At 35.2% G+C, this 19,575-nt stretch carries 17 protein-coding genes; 9 read left to right on the forward strand and 8 right to left on the reverse strand.

Annotated elements, in window-relative coordinates; genetic code table 11:
- On the forward strand, window positions 1-286 hold a 286-nt coding region (locus tag A8143_RS16175; protein WP_139134405.1), incomplete at its 5' end, for a helix-turn-helix domain-containing protein.
- 51 nt (window positions 287-337) lie between these two features.
- On the opposite strand, the gene A8143_RS16180 is transcribed toward A8143_RS16175, so the two are convergent.
- Complete coding sequence (locus A8143_RS16180; RefSeq protein ID WP_070138606.1) at window positions 338-1,612, reverse strand: aminotransferase class V-fold PLP-dependent enzyme; 1,275 nt, start codon at window positions 1,610-1,612, stop codon at window positions 338-340.
- Between the two features lie 218 nt (window positions 1,613-1,830).
- On the opposite strand from A8143_RS16180, the gene A8143_RS16185 reads away from it, so the two are divergent.
- A complete protein-coding gene (locus A8143_RS16185) occupies window positions 1,831-3,255 on the forward strand; it encodes an AAA family ATPase (RefSeq protein ID WP_070138607.1) in 1,425 nt (474 codons plus the stop codon).
- 74 nt (window positions 3,256-3,329) lie between these two features.
- Here A8143_RS16185 and A8143_RS16190 read toward each other — a convergent pair whose 3' ends face one another.
- From A8143_RS16190 to A8143_RS16200, 3 genes are all read right to left on the reverse strand, one after another.
- On the reverse strand, window positions 3,330-3,962 hold the full coding sequence (locus A8143_RS16190; protein ID WP_070138608.1) for a nitroreductase family protein: 633 nt from the start codon (window positions 3,960-3,962) through the stop codon (window positions 3,330-3,332).
- A gap of 58 nt (window positions 3,963-4,020) precedes the next feature.
- Window positions 4,021-4,467, reverse strand: coding sequence for a MarR family winged helix-turn-helix transcriptional regulator (locus tag A8143_RS16195; protein ID WP_070138609.1), 447 nt, complete (start codon window positions 4,465-4,467; stop codon window positions 4,021-4,023).
- A gap of 101 nt (window positions 4,468-4,568) precedes the next feature.
- Window positions 4,569-5,291, reverse strand: coding sequence for a LytR/AlgR family response regulator transcription factor (locus tag A8143_RS16200; RefSeq protein ID WP_070138610.1), 723 nt, complete (start codon window positions 5,289-5,291; stop codon window positions 4,569-4,571).
- 236 nt (window positions 5,292-5,527) lie between these two features.
- Between A8143_RS16200 and A8143_RS16205 the strand changes: the two genes are divergently transcribed.
- Window positions 5,528-6,979 (forward strand): PKD domain-containing protein, encoded by a 1,452-nt coding sequence (locus tag A8143_RS16205; protein ID WP_070138611.1) that lies wholly within the window; start codon window positions 5,528-5,530, stop codon window positions 6,977-6,979.
- 53 nt (window positions 6,980-7,032) lie between these two features.
- Here the strand turns inward: A8143_RS16205 and A8143_RS16210 are convergent, their stop codons facing one another.
- The 3 genes from A8143_RS16210 to A8143_RS16220 form a co-directional block, all read right to left on the reverse strand.
- Window positions 7,033-7,635, reverse strand: a complete 603-nt coding sequence (locus A8143_RS16210) for a murein L,D-transpeptidase catalytic domain-containing protein (RefSeq protein ID WP_070138612.1) — start codon at window positions 7,633-7,635, stop codon at window positions 7,033-7,035.
- 105 nt (window positions 7,636-7,740) lie between these two features.
- Window positions 7,741-9,579 carry a PLP-dependent aminotransferase family protein gene (locus A8143_RS16215; protein WP_070138613.1) on the reverse strand — a complete coding sequence of 613 codons (1,839 nt, stop codon included), beginning with the start codon at window positions 9,577-9,579 and terminating at the stop codon, window positions 7,741-7,743.
- Between the two features lie 154 nt (window positions 9,580-9,733).
- Window positions 9,734-10,813 carry a hypothetical protein gene (locus tag A8143_RS16220; RefSeq protein WP_139134406.1) on the reverse strand — a complete coding sequence of 360 codons (1,080 nt, stop codon included), beginning with the start codon at window positions 10,811-10,813 and terminating at the stop codon, window positions 9,734-9,736.
- A 142-nt stretch (window positions 10,814-10,955) separates the two neighbouring features.
- Between A8143_RS16220 and A8143_RS16225 the strand changes: the two genes are divergently transcribed.
- The 6 genes from A8143_RS16225 (at window position 10,956) to A8143_RS16250 (ending at window position 17,445) form a co-directional block, all read left to right on the forward strand.
- Window positions 10,956-11,879 (forward strand): DUF6607 family protein, encoded by a 924-nt coding sequence (locus A8143_RS16225; protein ID WP_070138615.1) that lies wholly within the window; start codon window positions 10,956-10,958, stop codon window positions 11,877-11,879.
- 127 nt (window positions 11,880-12,006) lie between these two features.
- The gene (locus A8143_RS16230) at window positions 12,007-13,221 is read left to right on the forward strand and encodes a T9SS type A sorting domain-containing protein (protein ID WP_070138616.1); all 1,215 of its coding nucleotides are present in this window, start codon (window positions 12,007-12,009) and stop codon (window positions 13,219-13,221) included.
- A 95-nt stretch (window positions 13,222-13,316) separates the two neighbouring features.
- A complete protein-coding gene (locus A8143_RS16235; protein ID WP_139134407.1) occupies window positions 13,317-13,652 on the forward strand; it encodes a DUF6686 family protein in 336 nt (111 codons plus the stop codon).
- Entirely contained in the window at window positions 13,649-15,919 is a 2,271-nt protein-coding gene (locus A8143_RS16240; protein WP_070138618.1) for a TonB-dependent receptor plug domain-containing protein, read from the forward strand. The genes A8143_RS16235 and A8143_RS16240 overlap by 4 nt, the downstream gene beginning before the upstream one ends.
- Window positions 15,894-16,865, forward strand: coding sequence for an HmuY family protein (locus A8143_RS16245; RefSeq protein WP_070138619.1), 972 nt, complete (start codon window positions 15,894-15,896; stop codon window positions 16,863-16,865). Before A8143_RS16240 ends, A8143_RS16245 begins: the two co-directional genes overlap by 26 nt.
- A gap of 118 nt (window positions 16,866-16,983) precedes the next feature.
- Window positions 16,984-17,445 (forward strand): DUF7793 family protein, encoded by a 462-nt coding sequence (locus A8143_RS16250; RefSeq protein WP_070138620.1) that lies wholly within the window; start codon window positions 16,984-16,986, stop codon window positions 17,443-17,445.
- Between the two features lie 54 nt (window positions 17,446-17,499).
- Here the strand turns inward: A8143_RS16250 and A8143_RS16255 are convergent.
- Window positions 17,500-19,575, reverse strand: a 2,076-nt coding sequence (locus A8143_RS16255) for a T9SS type A sorting domain-containing protein (RefSeq protein WP_139134408.1), incomplete at its 5' end; no start/stop codon positions are given.

Here is a 19,575-nt window from a genome sequence, read left to right on the forward strand (position 1 = left end):
TTTTTACTTTCATAATCTTCAACGTGTGGATGATTATGCCGATTTAATGAATATTAGCCGCATTTCCTTGAATAAAGTTGTTAAACACCAATTCAATGTGACAGCGACTGAGTTTATTAAAAGTAGATTACTTTTTGAAGTTAAAATGAATTTGATTCACACGGATAAAACAGTTGCTGAAATAGCGAATTTGTTTAATTTTTCTGAAGCCAATCACCTGACAAGATTTTTTAAACAAAAGACAGGACTCAGTCCGATAAAATTTCGTCAAGCGAATTCAGTTTAACGGAGGTTAATCTACATTCAAATTCAGCGATTAAAAGGCGGATAAATTCGACTATATGTCAATTACTTTGATCAATTCATCTAACTCTTTATAAGTATTGAAAAAAGCACATGAAACTCTTAGTGCATTTAGATTGTTTTCGTAAATGCCACGTAATCGAATTCCATGCTTAGTATTTAATTCTTTATTAAATTCCAGATTATTTATTCCTTTAATCCTAAAGGTGAGTATTGAACTATTCCATTTTTTATCTTCAGGCGTAATTACTTCGATTTTCTTTTTTTTAATCAATTCTTTCCGTAGGTATTCACAAAGTTTATTTCCTCTTGACTCTATATGCTCCGTACCGATAGTTTTAATGAAATCAATAGCGCTTCCTAAACCGATAATGATTGGTGTATTCCTTGTCCCATATTCTTCTCTTTGCGCGGAATTTCGATAAGTAAGTTCTAATTTATTTAAATCGTAACTACTATCCGAATATGCTCCTACAAAAACGGGCGGTAACTTTTCTAAAAGTTCTTTTTTGGTATATAAAAAACCTGTCCCCTTAGGTCCGCATAACCATTTATGACCACTTCCTGTATAAAAATCAGGATTAATATCTTTTAAATCTATGGAGATCATACCTAATGATTGGGCACCATCAATGCATGAATAAATATTATTCTCACGACACAGGGTAGCAATTTCTTTTACAGGTAATCTCATACCCGTTGTACAGGTAATATGAGACACCACAATAGCTTTTGTTCGTTTTGTTATTCTTTGTTGAATGCGTCTTAAATTTTCTTGCCCTGTCTCATCTAAATCTACTAAAACTACCCTAATTCCAAGTTCCTTTTTTAATGCCAACCAAGGAGCAGCACCACCGACATGTTCATGCGTTGTTATAATCACCTCATCGCCTATTTTTAGTTTTAAGCTTTGCGCAATTATGTTCATTCCTTCCGTAGCGTTTCTTGTAATTGCGATTTCATTTTCATCGACATTTAACAATTCCGCTAATTTCTGATGCATTCGCTTTGCTAGATGATGTCCATGACTGCATTTTTCCTCAAGTGATAACATAGACTCATAGATGGTATTTACTACAACTTTAGGAGAGGGTCCCAAACTAGCAGTATTCAAATAATTAAAAGTCTTTGGAAATATAAATTCCTCTCTAATAGCATCCCAGTTCACCTCATCGTAATGCTTATCCCGGAAATTTAAATGCTTTTGTGCAAAGAGACCATTATTTGCTCCCAACTGAATTCCCGCTCCAAGACAAAGCCCTCCAAGTGCATTTTTTTTTAAAAATTTCCTTCTCGAATATTCACGCATAAAAAATAGAATAACTTGAAAATTAATTGATTTTAATAAAAGTAAACGTTTGTTTTAGAAGATTTAACGGATTTTTGTCAAGCTGTTAATAGTTGTTTACGAAAACATTAAAGTTTTACCACGCGGAATCTAATAATTAAAGCAAGTTTCCGCGTACTATAATAATTTTTTACGCGGAAAATATATAAATTTGAAACATTCCGCGTAATATTAATCATATGAAAATAGTAGGTCGAATACAGGAGACTAAAAAAATGCAACGATTGCTAACCGATAATCAAGCCCATCTTCTCGCTATGGTTGGACGGCGTAGAGTTGGTAAGACCTTTCTAATTCGTGAAGTCTACAAATCCAATAAAACGTTTGAAATGACAGGATTAAAAGATGGTGACCTGGAAAAGCAATTGCTCAACTTTTCATTTCAAATGAATCAATATTTCCCATCGTTCGAAATAAATCAACCTGACAATTGGCTAACAGCATTCAATCAATTGTCACGAGCAATAACATTATCGAGTGGAATTAATAAACCCGTTGTCTTTTTTGACGAAGTTCCTTGGATAGCTAGTAAAAAATCGGGATTTACTGAGGCATTAGCACATTGGTGGAATAATTGGGCTTCTCAGAAAAATATTATCGTTGTTCTATGTGGTTCAGCTGCATCGTGGATGCTAGAGCATGTTGTTAATGCAAAAGGTGGGCTACACAATCGCATAACACAACTGATTACGCTCATGCCTTTTACCCTTAAAGAGACCAACGAATTTTTAAACAGTAGAGGAATTGAATTAAGCCATTATCAACTCATTCAACTCTATTTAGCCGTTGGAGGCATTCCTCACTATTTAAATCACATCATCAAAGGAAAAAGTGCCGCTCAATCCATCCAAGAACTTTGCTTCGACAAAGATGGTATTTTAAAAAATGAGTTTGAGAACTTGTATGCAGCCCTATTTGAAAATGCCCATAATCATATCAATATTATACGTGCTTTAGCCAGTAAATCGACGGGTCTTGATCGTCAAGAATTACTAAAATTAACAAATAAATCAGATGGAGGATGGTTTTCAAAAATATTACAAGAGCTTGAAACCTCTGGTTTTATATCGAGTTATGAACCTCTAGAAAAAAAGAAAAAAGACACCCTCTATCGATTGACGGATGAATATTCACTGTTCTATCTCACTTTTATTGAAAAAAATAAAAAGGCAGCTGCAGGAAACTGGATGCGAATAAGCCAAAGTCAAGCGTACAAGATATGGTGTGGGTATACATTTGAAAATTGTTGTATAAAGCATATTCATGAAATTAAAAATGCATTGGGTATATCAGGTGTAGAAACCGCCGAAAACAGCTTTTTACACAAAGCAAATAAAGAATATGAAAAAGGATTTCAAATTGACATCCTAATCGATCGTAAAGATGATATCATAAATATTTGTGAGATGAAATTTTATGCAGATGAATATACAATCAATTCAGATTATGCTAAAAAATTAAGGACAAAAAAGGAAGGATTAAGAACAGTGACAAAAACAAAAAAAATGATTCACACTACATTCATTACTTCATATGGGTTAGTTGAAAATAAGCATAAAATTGATTTAGTTGATAACGATTTCACGATTGGGATTTTCTTCTAATCAACCCACTAAAAAAGGCACCCAAAACCATAAACTCAGTTTCGAATGCCTTTAACCAGAAAATATCGGATACTTTAAATTTCTATTACGAAGTCCTCTTTAGGTGTTCTAACTTTTTTCATTGGCGCCATCCAATCTTGCTGTTCATCTGCATAACCAACATACATTAAAGAAACACTTTTTAAACCATATTTTTCAAGTTCTAATACCTCATCTACAATTTTATTACTGAATCCTTCTGCCGGTGTCGAATCAATCTTAAGTTCAGCAGCCTGTGCCAAAGCTAGTCCTAAAGCAATATAAGTTTGTTTTGCGATATGGTGAAAATTCTCTTCTGCTGCTTGATTTAAATAGATAGCTTTTAATTTATCCGTATAATCTTGAAAACGATCGCCAGGCAAATTTCTTTCGCTTGCAGTATACTTAAATACATGATCTATTCTATCAGCTGTATAGCGATTCCATCCTGCAAAAACTAAGATGTGCGAACAATCTCTCATACACTCTGGGTTTAATGCTCCCTCCACTAACCTATTTTTCACCTCTTGATTGCTCACAGCAATAACTTTAAAAGGTTGTAAACCAGAAGAACTCGGAGCCAATCGAGCAGCTTCTATGATTTTATCAATATCTTCTTGACTTACTTTTTTTGATGCGTCATATGCTTTAACCGCATGTCGCCAGTTTAAATCTTCAATTAAACTCATTTTATGTTTTTGATTTTTTATTTATGATTGCCGTTCAATCATTTGAACGAATTTTTACTTAATAATCATCAAGTTCGTTAGCATTTTTATTCCTTAAAACTTTGTGAATTAGATGTTTTAATGTTTCTAAGTCTTCTTGATCTACTTTCATAATATCAATAAGCTGTTCTGGTACTTTTTCGGCTGCTTTTTTTAAGTTTGAGCCACAATGTGTCAGCGAAATTTCAACTACACGTTCATCCTTTTCACTGCGTTGTCTTTCAACAAACCCTTTTTTCTCTAACCGTTTAAGCAAGGGGGTTAGAGTGCCACTATCAAGCGACAAACGTTCACCTATTTCATTGACCGTACTTTTTTTATTCTCCCATAAAACCATCATTACTAAATATTGAGGATAGGTCAACTCCAAGTCCTTCAATAAAGGTCGATAGTAATTAATGATTTCCTTGGCAAATAAATAAATTGGAAAACAAAGCTGTTTTTCGATACGTAATTGATCAGTCATATTTTATATTGAAGTACAAAAATAATGCAAAATTAAATTGCACACAACTTAATTAGATGTTTTAACAAATATTTTTTTATTTATTGGATTAATCAAGAAAATTAAACTTGAACGGAATGCATTTTTTCCAACAATTCAACTTTCCTTCTTCTTGCTAACTTAACAAGACAATCATTATCTAAACACACATATAAACCATCCTTTGAGACTATTTTTTTTATCCGATGTAATGGTACTAAATGGGATTGATGAACCCTAAAAAAACCAAAACCTCCTAGTGTTTTTTCAAATGACTTTAGCGATTTTGAAGAAATGATTCGTTCTCCTGATTCCAAATAAATCTCGGTATAATTATTATCTGAGGACAATCGGCAGATTCGTTGAAAATTCACAAATCGAATTCCATCTTCTTCTTTTAGTTGTAAAGTATCTTTGAAATCATTTGATGTTACAGGGGCATGATTAGACCTGTCTCTAACCTGCAATAGTGAAAAGTTTAAAACACGGTAAAATTCATCTTGGATAATGGGTCTATTCAAAAAAGTGATACCCTCTAATAAGTCTAAACCGTCTATCAATTGAAATGGTGATCGTAAAACAACAAAATAGATATCACTTACAAACTTTACAGCTTCAGTTTGTAGAACTGCGTATAAAGTGACGTCTATAATTACTAGATCAGGTTTATCAAGTTTAATATAATTTGCTAGCGTACTACTAGACTTACTAATGGGTTTAACAATACAATCGTACCCTTTTTTAGAGAGTAGATTTTTTATCTTATTATTTTCCCAGTTATCTTCATTAAGTAGAAGTATTTCCATGCACGGGAGTTTTAGGTTTAGGCTAATATAAAACAAAGAATTTTATAGGTATAAATACGAGTTCCAACACTAAACAACCGATTAAATACGGAGTATAAAAACAGAATATCATTCCGAATTTATAAAAAAACTAACCGAATTCTAATTATCCTAACCCACTGAAACAAAAAATCTAATTCGCTGATAAAACGCCCCTAAATTTGATTCAAATCATTTTATTAACTAAACCTATTATTATGAAACTAAACTTTAAAAACTTGTTGCTCTTGACGAGTATAGGTATCAGCTCCATAGCTGGGGCTCAATGCTTAAACGTTAATGGTGACATGGAGTCGTACACTTCATCTCCGGTATCTGGAAATGCTTGGATTAATAATCATTTAACCAATTGGGCAGTAAGTCACGGAACACCGTCAATACAGACATCTCCGGATATGGAAATGTGGATGTGGTCTTATTATGGAGACGGTGAAGGTGTTTACACTAACTATACCTTCACTCCAGGTCAATCGTATCAACTGACTTATGATTTATGGCGGGATGGCACCTCAAATCCAAACTCCTTATTTAGAGTAGCTTTAGCTACTGGGTTAACACCAAGTGGAGGAGGTACTTTCACTCCTCCTTCTCCAACCACCCAACCTTTAACGACTCAGCCATGGACAGGAACAGGTTCGTGGGTAACCGTTACTGAAACTTTTGTTGCTGGTGCAGGCTTTGATCAAGTTTGGTTTTATCCAGATTTAACTGGTGCACCAACTCCTTGGCAAGCTGCTTGTCGAATTGACAATGTTTGTATTACAGAACTCGCAGTAGATCCATGTGGATTTGAACCAAGATTCGAAGTTATCTATGATGATGAATGTAATATTCGCTTCATAAACACCTCTTATATCCCATCCGGTTTGACTATTCTTGATACCCAATGGGACTTTGGAGACGGAACAACAGGCAGCGGATCAACAGTGGATCATTTTTACGTTAACGGTGGTACTTACAAAGTCTGTATGACGGTGTGGGTTATTAATGAAGATGGTGAATGTTGTAAGTTAAGATTCTGTATGGATATTGATGCAGCAGGATGTGACCCATGCGAATGGATGCATTATCTGAAAATTGAACATACAGGCACCAATCCTATTACATTTAATGCGGCAAACTTGCCTGCTGGTATGTATGACATTTTAGGGTATCACTGGAGCTTTGGAGACGGAACTTACGGAACTGGCAACCCTGTTGAACACACTTATAGTAGCGGTGGAGGTTATACTGTTTGCTTAACAGTGTATTATTACGACCCTGAAAAAGAGAGATGTTGTAGTTTCGAAACTTGTATCGAAGTTGAAGCGAGTGACCCGAAGAAAAGCATGGCTCCAAATCCAATTATTTTGGAAGAAGGTGTAAACTATGAGGAGGCTCCTCAACCAGGGTTAGTTAATTATGACGAAGTAGTTGTCGCTCCTAATCCAAGTAATGGGAAATTTGAAATCTACACGAAAGACCAGTCTGTAATAAATAATGTAGTAATTTATGACTTGACGGGTAAAGTGATTTATGAGTCGAACGAATTAAATGATAACAGTCGTACTCAGATTAGTCTAAAAAATATTGAGTCTGGAACTTACTTTATAGTAATAAATCAAAACGATGCTGTGAACCGTAAATACCAACAGCTTATAATTAAATAGCAAATTTAATTAAGTAAGTTAATGTCGCCTAGTGAATTACTAGGTGGCATTTTTTATTGATACACCCAAAATAATACCGGTTCTTTACACCGTTTTAAAAGCTCATCTAACTTTTTCATTAATAAGTTTGATACTGCAGGACATCCCCAGCCCTCTGGTGTTCCTTCAGGATATGGTTCTTGGCTCGGGACCATATTCCATGAATGCAGAACAATGAATCTTTCATAGGCATTGCTATTCGATTCTTCTAATCCATGTAATTTATAATTGACATTAATGCCCCAATTACTATAACCTCGTTGACCAATTTTATATTTGCCAAGAGAGGAGCAATGGCTATTCTCTACATTGCTAAATATTGGATTAGATTTTGTCGAAGTCGTTCCCCAAGCATTCTCACAACAGCCATGAGAACAAAGTCCTTCAAGAATTATCGTTTTGTTTTTCAAATCGTAAACGAATAATCTGTTTTTACCTGAATGAATGGACATATCTACCAAAACACAAATTTCGGTGTTTAGATTATTTCTTATACAAAAGTCTTTGGCCTCACCCAGTTTAAGACTTATCCTGTTCTGTTTAGAACTTCTATCTTGAACAGAAAGCTGAATTAATCCAAGTGTAACAATAGCGAATAAAATCAGTATTTTTTTCATGCTGTTTTTTTGAGGTTTGATTAAAAATAAATATTTCAATCAATTCCTCTTCACCACCAATTAATCAAATTGATTTGATTAATTTTTTTTAACAACAAGCAGCCTTCATAATGTCTCTACAAATGCCTTAAAAACAGCTTTATGTTTTTCCAAATCTAAGTTTGGAGAAAGAGAAACCCTGGCAATATAATCCTTATCAGCTTCTTTAGTTGTTCCTTGTGTAGATGTTGCTGGAATGGTCCAATAACACCCCTTGAGTTGACCGTAACTTACGCAATATTTACTCTCGTTTGGAATTTGCGTAATCATCATTTCAATCAATCTATTATTTAACATACGTTTATAAGCCTCTCTTTCTTCCGGTGTTTCCCCTTTTGTAGGAAGATCCAATGAAAAAACAGACGGTGTAAATCCTTCTTTTGCCAATTCTTCTGACACGAAATTAATCTTAGCCGCTGGCAATTCCGATTCAATAAATCTCACAAATTCACGCGTGTTTACATAAGCATCAGCTATTCGCTGTACCATAGAAGGCATTTGTTTAGCTAAAATTTCATATTGTAAAGGAGTTGCTTCGTTTTCACATATTAAAAGATGCTTTTCTATCATGGCTATCAGCGATTCTGCCTTCTTATTCGCAACACAGTATCCAGCAGTACATTTCCCACCACTTGGAAACTTCGATCCACTCACATATGCTATCGTTCTTACATTTGCTAGATGATTATCCTCTCCTAAAAAATGAACATTTGGACAAAATGTTTGATCCAAAATAAACACCGGATCAATAGCTATTTCACCGTTACTATTCTTTCTCTCTTTACTTAAAACAGTTTTTAATTCATCAAGGTTTGGAACCTCTACTCTTGGATTTGTAGGTATTTCAGCAATGATATAAGGCACCGCATCGAGAGCGGCAATTTCCGTTAAAATTTTATCCACACTGCTAACCATATCGTTTCCTCCATCAACTGGTAAATCCATTACTTCAACATTTTCAGTAACTGCAGCTACACGCCTTGCTTGGTCATTCGTACCACCGTAACAATTTGGTGGAACTACTATTTTGATTGCTTTTCCAGGATGATTAACAATGGCATCCTCTATTAATCCCATAACAATAGCATATTGCATTGATAAACCACTTGAAGCCGCTAATGCAGGTGAAGTCGTGTTCGTTATTTCATTGACCAAGGTTAAAACTTTTTTCTTATCAGCTGAAGTATTGAATGACCTTTGATTGATAGGGTTATTCACGAATAAATTGAGCGCCATTAACGTATTTGACGGCGTCATGGCAATCGTCTCTCTACGTCTCACATGTTGAACATCAGAAATATACGTTCTATTTTGTTCATTGTTCACAATAAATACACTTCCCCAATCGGTTAATTGAATGGTAAAGTCAACCGATAAAGATGTATCAATTCTAAACCCTTTAGACTGCTCGGTTAATAAAATTGTAGATCCATCAAAAGATCCTACTTTATTAAGATCATTAACCTTTTCAAATTCGAATTGATAATTGTAAACTCGGCGCATCACTTCCGTATCAAACCCGTTTGGCAATTCTCCGGTATATAAAATACGTGTGCTTTTATTCTTTAATAAATTTGTTCTCAAAACAGCAAATACAGGAACCGTATTAGAACTAAAGCTTATTACTTGATCTGCCTGCAAACCATTTAATTGGGCGATGGCCCATTCTAAAACTGATGATAAAGGATGTCCCAGTCGAATATAATCATACGCTGTTGGAAGGTTTTTTAAAGACTCTTTGCTGGCATCCAAGTTGGCGTAACATTTTTCAAACTCATCTAAGAATTCATATTTAGCTTCTTCTTCATTATAAATATCAAGACGGTGCGTTGTTAAATTCAACCAATCTTCAGGTAAATTTTTAATCACCTCTTTTAAATAATCAAGCATTTTCTTTTCGTTCATATCGCGTTCCGATTTTTCGGTATAATATTATAAATGGTATTAGATTGCTACAAATTTAAGAAGTCCTTCACTCAGATTAAAAAAAGCAGCAAAGTATTTTGAAAAACAGATCAATTTTTGAGTATAAATTGATCATTACCAGATCGAAAGTAAATTAGAGTACGCCTTCTTTTTTTAAGAATTTTCTAAACTTCTTTGGATAGAATGCTGAACGGCTATAGAGCAATTTTTTCATTTTTTCTTTTCGCATCATATTACGCGTACTTTTTAGCCTCTCGTAATAGATAAAATAGACCTCCTCTGTCCAATCAGATTGTTCGGCCAATAAATCAAGTTCGTCTTGAAAAGTAGAAAATTGAAATCCTAACTCATTTGCCAACGCTTTTTGTTCGACCGCTGATAGTTGACGTTTATACCAACGTTTTAAGATTTCTTTTTTAACTTCAGATTGCTCCGTTTTTTTATACGTATTTGCCAAAACTTCAGTTATTTGAGGAACTTCAAGTTCCATTGAATCTATCGACTGAATAGCTATTTGTGTCAATTCATTATCGGTAGAATCGATGATTGGAATAAGAATTTCTGCGGAAGATTCTGCATTCGCTATAAGATGCTTTAGATAATCACTTTGCATACCTAATTCCGGATTATTTAAAAAATAAGATTCAAATATCGGTTTAAAGTACGCATGACTCGTATATTTTCGCATTGCTAAACTTGGTCTTCTCACCAAATGCCAAAGTGTATGACTGGTGTATAATGCACCAGGGACAAAAGCTCCTTCTAATTCTGTTCGTGTTGCACCGGTGACACCATCTACTTTAATACTATCCGCTAATTCAGCCGTGGTATCACTTGAAGTCAGTTCTTCCAATGTAAAATCAGCCAATGCCGATTGATTATCTCTAATGACAAGATCTAAATCGATATAATCTTGATCGGTAAAAGGAATATGATCAATTTTGGTAAGAATTTCATTGGTTTCTAGTGTATACTTTTTGTACTCACCAGCTAAATTCCAATGTATGTTTATTTTGATCGGATAGCAAGTACCATCCAAACATACCGGCGTTAAGACATAACTGAAGTATGAATTTGGATATCCATTTTTATCCAAAACTAACTCCACTTCATTTCCTAAGGTGTCAATTATAATTCCTGTTTTAAGTGTTTTTTGAGACCAAGTTAATTGTCCCATCAAAACCAATACAGCTGCCGTAAACCATCCTTTCATTTCACTCCATCTAGAATTATTGTGCAAAGAAACAAAAAATAAAAACCTGTTATTTAGAATAATTCTAAAATACCATAAAAGCGGTATTGTCATAGAAGTGTAATCCAGTAATTTTGTGAAAAAAATTAACACATTTAAAAAAATGAAAAAATTAGCACTCTTATCACTCACTGTAGTGGCTAGCTTAAACCTAAATGCACAAACTAAAAAGCAACAAGATATTGATGCCATAAAATCGTTGTGTGGATGTTACGAAATCGACTTTGATTACACCGAAACATTTGCTCCAGACACAAACTATAAATTTCATGATGATTACCACACGCACGCAGGAGCCGAATTAGCTTTCATTGTAGAAGAAAACGAAAACTTCATTTCGATTCAACACTTATTAGTTGTTGCTGGTGGAATGGTAATTAAACACTGGAGAGAAGATTGGGTATATGAAAACCAAGGTATGTTAGAGTTCAAAGAAGGTTTAAATTGGGGATACAAAGAAATTTCCAAAGAAGAAGCTAAAGGAACATGGACACAAAAAGTATTTCAAGTTGATGACAGTCCTAGATATGACGGTTATGCTACTTGGGTTCATGTGGATGGAAGACACTTTTGGCATAGCAAAACTGACGGACCCTTACCAAGGAGAGAGTACTCAAAACGCTCAGATTACAATGTCCTAAGAAGAACAAATAGAATTGAATTAACAGAATACGGTTGGATACACGAGCAAGACAATACCAAAATCATTCGTGATGAAAACGGAGATCTGGAGTTAGCTCAAGAAAAAGGGTATAATAAATATATGCTTCAAGATGATTCTAAATGTGATGCTGCCGTAAAATGGTGGAACGAAAACAAACAATATTGGGCTTTAGTTCGTGAAGAATGGGCGAAGGTATATGATAAAAAAGAGGGCGTGCATTTAGCGATTAAAAAAGATGATAAAACTTTATGGGAAGAATTATTTGCTTTAGGTGATGAGAATAAAGGTGAAAAAATTGGTAAAGCTAAAGCGGTAAAACAAAGTATTTCAGGCTTAATTCAAAAATTTGCTCTTAAATCATAGTTTTAAATAACTGATAAATAATGTATTAACATTTTAAAAAACACAATACCGCATTTAGGGTATTGTGTTTTTTTATGTCCTAGAAGTATATTTGCACTATTAAGAATTAATCTAAATAAAAATAGAAATGAAAAGAAATATACTTACTTTAATTTGTGCTGCTGCAAGCGCATTGAGCTTTGCTCAAATTTCTGATTCGGTGACCGTGGGAGCAGGGTACGCTAATGAGTCATACTACAACTTAGAAGAAGGAGAGGTTGCCAATGTAGACAATTCTAATTGGGACTTGGCCTTTGATCCTTCTCCATTTGGCTCTACTATTCGCGTAAACCGATTAGATGAAGTTTATGTTTACCCTGGATCTATAGAGGACTTTGAATCTTTGGACACAGCAGGTATAACAGGATGGGCCAGAATGTATAATAGTGATGTATACTGGTCAGCTGGTGCCTTAAACAATGCTGCTGATCCATCAGATGATGTTGATTTAGGATGGGGAGAATACAACACGACAACGCATATCACCGAAGGATCTAGAATTTTTGTAATCAAATTATCAAGTGGAGATTATAAAAAACTATTCATTGATGAATTAGCCAGCGGTGAATATGATTTCTATTATAATTTTCTAGACAATTCAGATTTACAAACACATACGATTACCAAAGCTGATTATAATGAAATGAACTTTGTTCATTTTTCAATGCAAACGAATGTCGTTATTGAGCGCGAGCCAACTGCTGATTCGTGGGATATTGTTTTTACAAACTATCATTCTGAAGTAGCGCCAGGAGCATACTACGGCGTAACTGGGGCGCTAACAAATAAATATGTTGAGGTTTTAGAAGTAAGTGAAACTCCTACTGATGAGGCAACATTTGACGCACCATTTTCTTCTGAAATCAATATTCTTGGATACGATTGGAAATCTTTTAACATGGAAACATATACCTATGACATTGCAGAAGATTTAACATACTTTATTCAAGCCAATTCTGGTGACGTTTGGAAATTTATCTTTACTGGATTTAACGGTTCTAGTGATGGATGGATCTATTTCACGAAAGAAAAAGTATCAAGTGTTTCTGTTGAAGAAGAGTTATCTACAACTTTAAACGTATATCCTAATCCAGTTGTTAATCAGTTTACAGTGGAATTAAACGAAAATGTAAACACGGTTAAATTAATGAATACAAATGGACAAATTGTTTATCAAAACAATTCAGTTAATACTAATCAATTACAAATTGATGCTTCAATATACCAAAACGGCTTGTACATTTTACAAGCAACAACAATCGAAGGATTTGTTATAAATGAAAAAGTGTTGATAGCAAAATAATAGACGCTCTTGTTTCGTAACTGCGCGTGCTACAACATTTAAGTGAGTCGCTTTATGCCGAAAGCGGCTCACTACTTTGCTTTAAACCGATTCGTATGAAAAATTGTCAATATAAATCGCTTCATCATACTTCCGCTGGCAGTATCTCACACTGTTCTCAATGTGGGAACTTAAAAGTAAGGTTTGGTCATTTAATGTCTTTTATTTCAGAAGATGCATTTAAATTAATTCTAAATGATTTTAACCAAAGGCGCGCTTTTTATTACGAAGACGATAATGCACAATCGGCACCTGAAAGAATTATTATCTGCCTCAACAAAAACAATCTATTCCTCAACCTAAGTCCAGAAGAGTTTGATGATTTATACGATCTCTTTGACATTGCTAACCATATGCTTGAGGTTAACACCTGCCTAAACATCTCCGAATGATCCGAGCGCTCACCTCTCTCCTACTCTTGTTGAGTTGCATAAACATCGCAATTTCGCAGTCTACTATTCGTATTGTCAACAAAGAGAATAACGAACCTGTTTTGCGCGCCAAATTAAAAATTTGCAAACCAGATGAATTCGATGACTGCAAACTCGCCATCTCAAATTATCAAGGATACGTTAAATTCAACTCCACTCAAACGCTCGTAGATATGCGAGTATCAGCGTATGGATTTGACACGCTCTACCTAAAAAAAATTAAAATCCCCACCAATGACACCCTTATCATCGGGTTAAATTGGAATAATATTATTGATGAAGTAGTTGTTACTGCCCAATACAAACCGACATTCGTAAACAACGCTATTCAAAAAATCACCATAATCAGTCAGGAACAGATTGTAAATTCTGGCTCAAATAACTTAGCAGATATTCTAACTTATCAAACTGGAATTAGATTATCTCAAGACAATATACTCGGAAGCTCTATGAGTTTAGGTGGTCTTTCGGGACAAAATGTTAAAATATTAATCGATGGAATTCCAATTATAGGTCGTCAAGATGGGGACATTGACATCAGCCAAATCAATCTGAATAATATAGAACGCATCGAAGTAGTAGACGGACCGCTTTCGGTTAATTACGGTACAAACGCCTTGGCTGGAACGATAAACTTAATCACTAAAAAATCCAGTAAAAAATCTTTCTCGTTTAGCGTTAATCCTTATTATGAATCTATCGGAAATTACAATCTTACCACTTCGGTAGGTTTAAATGTTAAAAAACATGCTTTTTATTTAACTGCTGGACGTAATTTTTTCGATGGATGGAAGGATGGTGATCCCTTTTTTGAATTTCCCGAATCCCGATTAGCAGATACGAATCGTACCAAAACATGGAAACCAAAAGAACAATATTTCGCTGATTTTCGTTATACAACTTCTATCAAAGGATGGACAATTTCACCTGTAGTTCGCTATTTTGATGAAATAATTACGAATAGAGGAATGCCGAGTTCTCCCTATTACGTTACGGCACTTGACGACTATTATCAGACGAATCGAACAGATGCCAACATCAACTTAAATAAAAACTTTAAAAAATCTAAATTAACCGGTTTATTAGCCTTTAATCAATTCACTAGAACAAAAAACACCTACGTTAAAGACTTAACAGATTTAAGCCAAGTACTTTCAGCCGGTGAAGGTACACAGGATACCTCCTATTTTAATCTGATTAATTTTAGAACCACCTATAGTCATCAACTTGGAAAAAAATTGGTACTTGAAGAAGGTCTTGACATAAACTATGAAACCGCAATTGGAAAAAGAATTGAAGGTAAAACCAAGTACCAAGGTGATTACGCTGCCTATTTAACTGCGGAATGGGAAATGCTAAAAAACCTAAAGTTAAAACCAGGTTTACGATATGCATACAACACCAACTATACAGCACCGATTACTCCATCAATTAATCTATTTTACAAATACAAAAAGTTACAGTTTAGAGGATCATTTGCCCGTGGGTTTCGTGCACCTAGTTTAAAAGAACTCTATTTTGATTTCGTTGATATAAATCATGACATTGTAGGAAATCAGGATTTAGCATCAGAATCGTCATTCAATTACTCTGCAGGAATTACCTGGATTAATAAAACAACAAAAAGAGGTCTGCTTCAATTTGACTTGAGAGGATTTTACAACGATGTGGACAACCTAATTACACTGGGAATTCTGCCGAGTGGTTCATACACTTATATTAATTTAGGTACTTATAAAACCATTGGTCAAGAATTTAAAGTAAATCATAAAACAAAACGGTATCTAACAACATTGGCTTTTGCCTATATTGGAAGGTACAATCGTTTAAGTGAAGAGAATAAAGACGTTAATGTTTTCAATTATTCGCCCGAAATCTCGTTGAATTTTTCTTATGCAATCATCAAGAACTTTTTGAAAATTAATACTTTCTACAAATACAATGGGGCTCTACAAACCTTCTCGTTAGTTGATGAAGAAATTAGAACGAATACACAGTCTGATTATCACATACTGGATTTATCGATTAGTGCTTATCTATTGGATCAAAAATTAGAATTGGTAGCGGGGGTTAAAAACTTGCTCAATGTTAAGCAAGTTGAAGTTGTTGGAACTGCTCAAGGTGGCGCTCATTCTGGTACAGGTAATTTCAACGCTGGTAGAGGAACGTCGTGTTTCTTATCGGCTAAATACAAATTGAATTATGATTTTAAGAAAAAAAATAAATAGATTATTTGTTCTTGTCGGTTTAAGTCTCTTGCTTAGTTCTTGCTTAAAAGAAGAGCTACCTGTTGCTAAACCTGAACCGGGTGATGCCATTGTGCGCACTGTTGAGATGGGGGAAAAATATAAGAATACAGTTTACTTTGATTTAGAAACGAATGAAATCATAAAAACAATCTTTAAAACTGAATGGGATTTAGCGTTTGAATCTAATGGTGAACATATTACGTTGAATACAGCTAAAGGCATGAATGTGCATCGTAGCACGCTTGAATTCGCCGACCTAACATCTGAGGATGATTTAGACTGGGTTTATGATGTGCACTCTGGTAATTTAGACTCAACTGCTTTTGGTGATTGGAAGTCCGACAATTTTTTATATGTCATTGATGCTGGATATGATGAGGAAGGAGAACATCAAGGTTATTTTAAAATTAAAATCACCGAATATTCTACCGAAAACATTCATTTTCTTTTTGGACCAATTAATGATACTGCACCGGTTGAGTTTGAGGTTGAATTTAAAACTGAAACGCAATTTACTTATTTCAGTTTTATCGATCAAGAAGTTGTTGATATTGCCCCTGCTGATTTTGAATATGACATTATATTTACGCAATACACCCATTTATTTAAAGATCCTGTTACACCTTATTTGGTTTCTGGAGTTGTTTTGAACAGAGGTTTTACAAGTGCTAAGCTCTTTACCGATAAAAAATTTGAAGACATCACGTTAGACGATGCATTAGCCTTAGAGCTGAGTTATGATTTAAATGCCATTGGATATGAATGGAAGGGGTTTGATTTGGAAGAAGGAATTTATACCACATATCCGGAAATGAATTATATAATTAAAACAAGTACAGAAATTTATTACAAATTACATTTTACAAATTTTTACAGTGAAGATGGAATTAAAGGCTATCCGACCTTTGAATTTCAGGCCTTATAAGCAAGGCATTTTTCGTTTTTTTGAGAACCGTTCATATTAATTGAACGGTTTTTTTATGCTTTTTCAATTTGGTTTTAATCTAAAAAAATCGTAGATTACTGAGCATCAACTTTTATAAATGACTTATATCAAATTCCAAGAACTAAAAAACAACAATGATTCAAGAGTAATTGATCGGCGTTCGATTGATGCGGGAGAAGTTTCGCGCTTTGCTCCTAACTTGGTTTATATGGTGTATACGGATGAAATAAAAATTGAAAGAGAACACGTGGTTGCATTTAACGACCTTGTTGATGAATGGTATAAAGATGGAGAGAGCGCTTACTTTTTAATCAATATTACAGGAAAGTATAATGATTTTACACGTCAAGCTCAAGATTATTTAGCGAAAGAAGCGCCAATTCTAGAGAAAGGTAAAGTAAAAGCAACAGCTGTCGTTATAAATAATTTAGCTGGTAGAATTTTGATTAAATTTTTCATCTCAATCTTTAAACCAAAATATCCCACACAGTTTTTTGAAACAGAAGAAAAAGCTTATGAATGGCTGAGGAAAAAAGGCTTAATTGATCAAATTAATTAACTAAAAAACGGGTTGTCGATGACAACCCGTTTTTTAGTTAAATTGGTCTAATTATCATTGAACCACTAACCGCTCCACTTCTACACCAGAAATAGTTCGTACTCTCACAAAATAAACTCCTCTCTCAAGTCCACTGGTTTCTAATTCTACTTCTACTATTCCCGTTTCATCAGTCTTACCAGAAAAGACATCATCTTTAACTTCTTGCCCACCAGCATTTAATACATCCACATATATTCCTGTTTCTGCTTCAGTTTTTATATTCACTTTAGTTGCACCAATTGATGGGTTTGGAGCCAATGAAATCTGAATCCCCATTAAACTATAGGCGATCACAACATCTGATGAAACAGAACATCCGTTTGCGTCCGTCACCGTAACAAAATAAACTCCCTCACAAAGATCAGTTAAATCAGCTTCATCCGCACCGTGTTCCCATTCGTACGTGTATGGCGCTGTTCCTCCAGAAGGTGTTACCCAAACCATTCCATCACAAATTTCGCCAATAAAAGTGTCAATATCTAATGTTAACATATCCCCTTCATGAATTGTAATATCTGTAGACTCGCTTGTACAGCCATTAGCATCGGTTACCGTTACCCCATAAGTTCCTGCCTCTAAGTCTGTGGCTGAAGCAGATGTTTGTCCATCACTCCACAAATAAGCATAAGGAGCCTCTCCGCCTATAACTTCTGCTACTGCCGATCCAGAACTTTCTCCATAACAGCTGATATCCGTGGTTGTAATCTCAATTGCGATTGGCGCTCCTCCTGTTATTAAAATACCTTCCACTTCAAATTCACATCCCATAGCATCTGAAATTAAAACCGAATAAGTACCAGGACTTAAACCTGAAGCTGTCGCGGTGGTTTGACCGTTATTCCAAAGGTATGTATAACCTGGTGTACCTCCGATAACCTCAACGGTAGCTGAACCGTCTTCCCCTTCTTCACAAGATGCGCCTTCCGTAAGAACGTCTGCTTCTAATGCTGATTCTGGTTGACCGACTATGGTTTCTCCTGTAATTGTACACCCATTGGCATCCGTTATCACAACCGTGTATGCTCCTGCAGGTACTTCATCTATCATCGGTGTTCCTATTTCCATGTAGTACCAAAAATATTCATATGGCGCTGTTCCACCAATTACATTCACTTCTGCTGTTCCTGTTGATGTGCCATAGCAATCAACATCATTTACTTCAAAGCTTAATTCTAGTGGAACTGCCTCTCCCACTTCTACAGGAACTTCTATTGAACAACTGTTAGCATCAGTAATGTTTACCGTATAAATTCCCGCGGATAAATCAACAGCTGTTGCTGATGTCTGACCGTCATTCCATAGGTACGTATACCCTCCTGCACCGCCAGAAGCAATAACTGTAGCTGCTCCATTCGAACCGCCATGACATGTCACCTCTTCTGTGCTTAATTCAATTTCAATTGGTTCTGCGTCATCAACGGTAACTTCTTTTGTTAAAATGCATCCATTGGCATCAGTTATTGTAACGGAATGTAAGCCTGCGCTAAGTCCTGTTGCCATTTCTGTAGTTTGACCATCTTCCCATAAGTAGGTATATGGTGCTGTTCCTCCCGAAACAATAGCGGTTGCCGTTCCATCTTCACCTCCATTACAAGTGGTAGCAGTACTTTCAAAACTTATAAGTATCGGTTCAGGTGAACCAATTTCTGTCTCAGCGATAATTTCGCAGCCGTTTGCATCTGTGATAACTACTGGATATGTACCTGATGGAACATCTTCCAACATTGGCTCGCCAATTTCCATATAATACCAGAAGTATTCGTAAGGTTCTACTCCACCTGATACAGTGACCGTTGCTCCTCCATCCATTCCCCCGAAACATGTTACCTCTTCTACAGAGAAACTAGCGATCATCTCCTCGGCATCTAATACTTCGGCTTCCGCAATCAATTCGCATCCGTTTGCATCCGTTATTACCACTGGATATGTACCTGATGGAACATTTTCGATTGTCGGTTCTCCAATTTCCATGTAATACCAAAAGTATTCGTATGGAGCTGTACCTCCTGTAACTGATACGGTTGCCGAACCACCATCACCTCCGTAACAAGTTGTGTTTACGATTTCAAAACTCGCTGATAATGCTGC

This window comes from Crocinitomix algicola, from assembly GCF_001661595.2.
Taxonomy (GTDB): Bacteria; Bacteroidota; Bacteroidia; order Flavobacteriales_D; family Crocinitomicaceae; genus Crocinitomix; species Crocinitomix algicola.

Bases quoted from the DNA above. Each gene is read 5' to 3' on its own strand.
- A8143_RS16200 (WP_070138610.1), bottom strand. From the start codon at position 5,291: ATGGAAATACTTCTACTTAATGAAGATAACTGGGAAAATAATAAGATA.
- A8143_RS16235 (WP_139134407.1), top strand. From the start codon at position 13,317: ATGAAAAATTGTCAATATAAATCGCTTCATCATACTTCCGCTGGCAGT.
- A8143_RS16225 (WP_070138615.1), top strand. From the start codon at position 10,956: ATGAAAAAATTAGCACTCTTATCACTCACTGTAGTGGCTAGCTTAAAC.
- A8143_RS16230 (WP_070138616.1), top strand. From the start codon at position 12,007: ATGAAAAGAAATATACTTACTTTAATTTGTGCTGCTGCAAGCGCATTG.
- A8143_RS16195 (WP_070138609.1), bottom strand. From the start codon at position 4,467: ATGACTGATCAATTACGTATCGAAAAACAGCTTTGTTTTCCAATTTAT.
- A8143_RS16185 (WP_070138607.1), top strand. From the start codon at position 1,831: ATGAAAATAGTAGGTCGAATACAGGAGACTAAAAAAATGCAACGATTG.
- A8143_RS16245 (WP_070138619.1), top strand. From the start codon at position 15,894: ATGATTTTAAGAAAAAAAATAAATAGATTATTTGTTCTTGTCGGTTTA.
- A8143_RS16220 (WP_139134406.1), bottom strand. From the start codon at position 10,813: ATGAAAGGATGGTTTACGGCAGCTGTATTGGTTTTGATGGGACAATTA.
- A8143_RS16250 (WP_070138620.1), top strand. From the start codon at position 16,984: ATGACTTATATCAAATTCCAAGAACTAAAAAACAACAATGATTCAAGA.
- A8143_RS16240 (WP_070138618.1), top strand. From the start codon at position 13,649: ATGATCCGAGCGCTCACCTCTCTCCTACTCTTGTTGAGTTGCATAAAC.
- A8143_RS16210 (WP_070138612.1), bottom strand. From the start codon at position 7,635: ATGAAAAAAATACTGATTTTATTCGCTATTGTTACACTTGGATTAATT.
- A8143_RS16205 (WP_070138611.1), top strand. From the start codon at position 5,528: ATGAAACTAAACTTTAAAAACTTGTTGCTCTTGACGAGTATAGGTATC.
- A8143_RS16180 (WP_070138606.1), bottom strand. From the start codon at position 1,612: ATGCGTGAATATTCGAGAAGGAAATTTTTAAAAAAAAATGCACTTGGA.
- A8143_RS16190 (WP_070138608.1), bottom strand. From the start codon at position 3,962: ATGAGTTTAATTGAAGATTTAAACTGGCGACATGCGGTTAAAGCATAT.
- A8143_RS16215 (WP_070138613.1), bottom strand. From the start codon at position 9,579: ATGAACGAAAAGAAAATGCTTGATTATTTAAAAGAGGTGATTAAAAAT.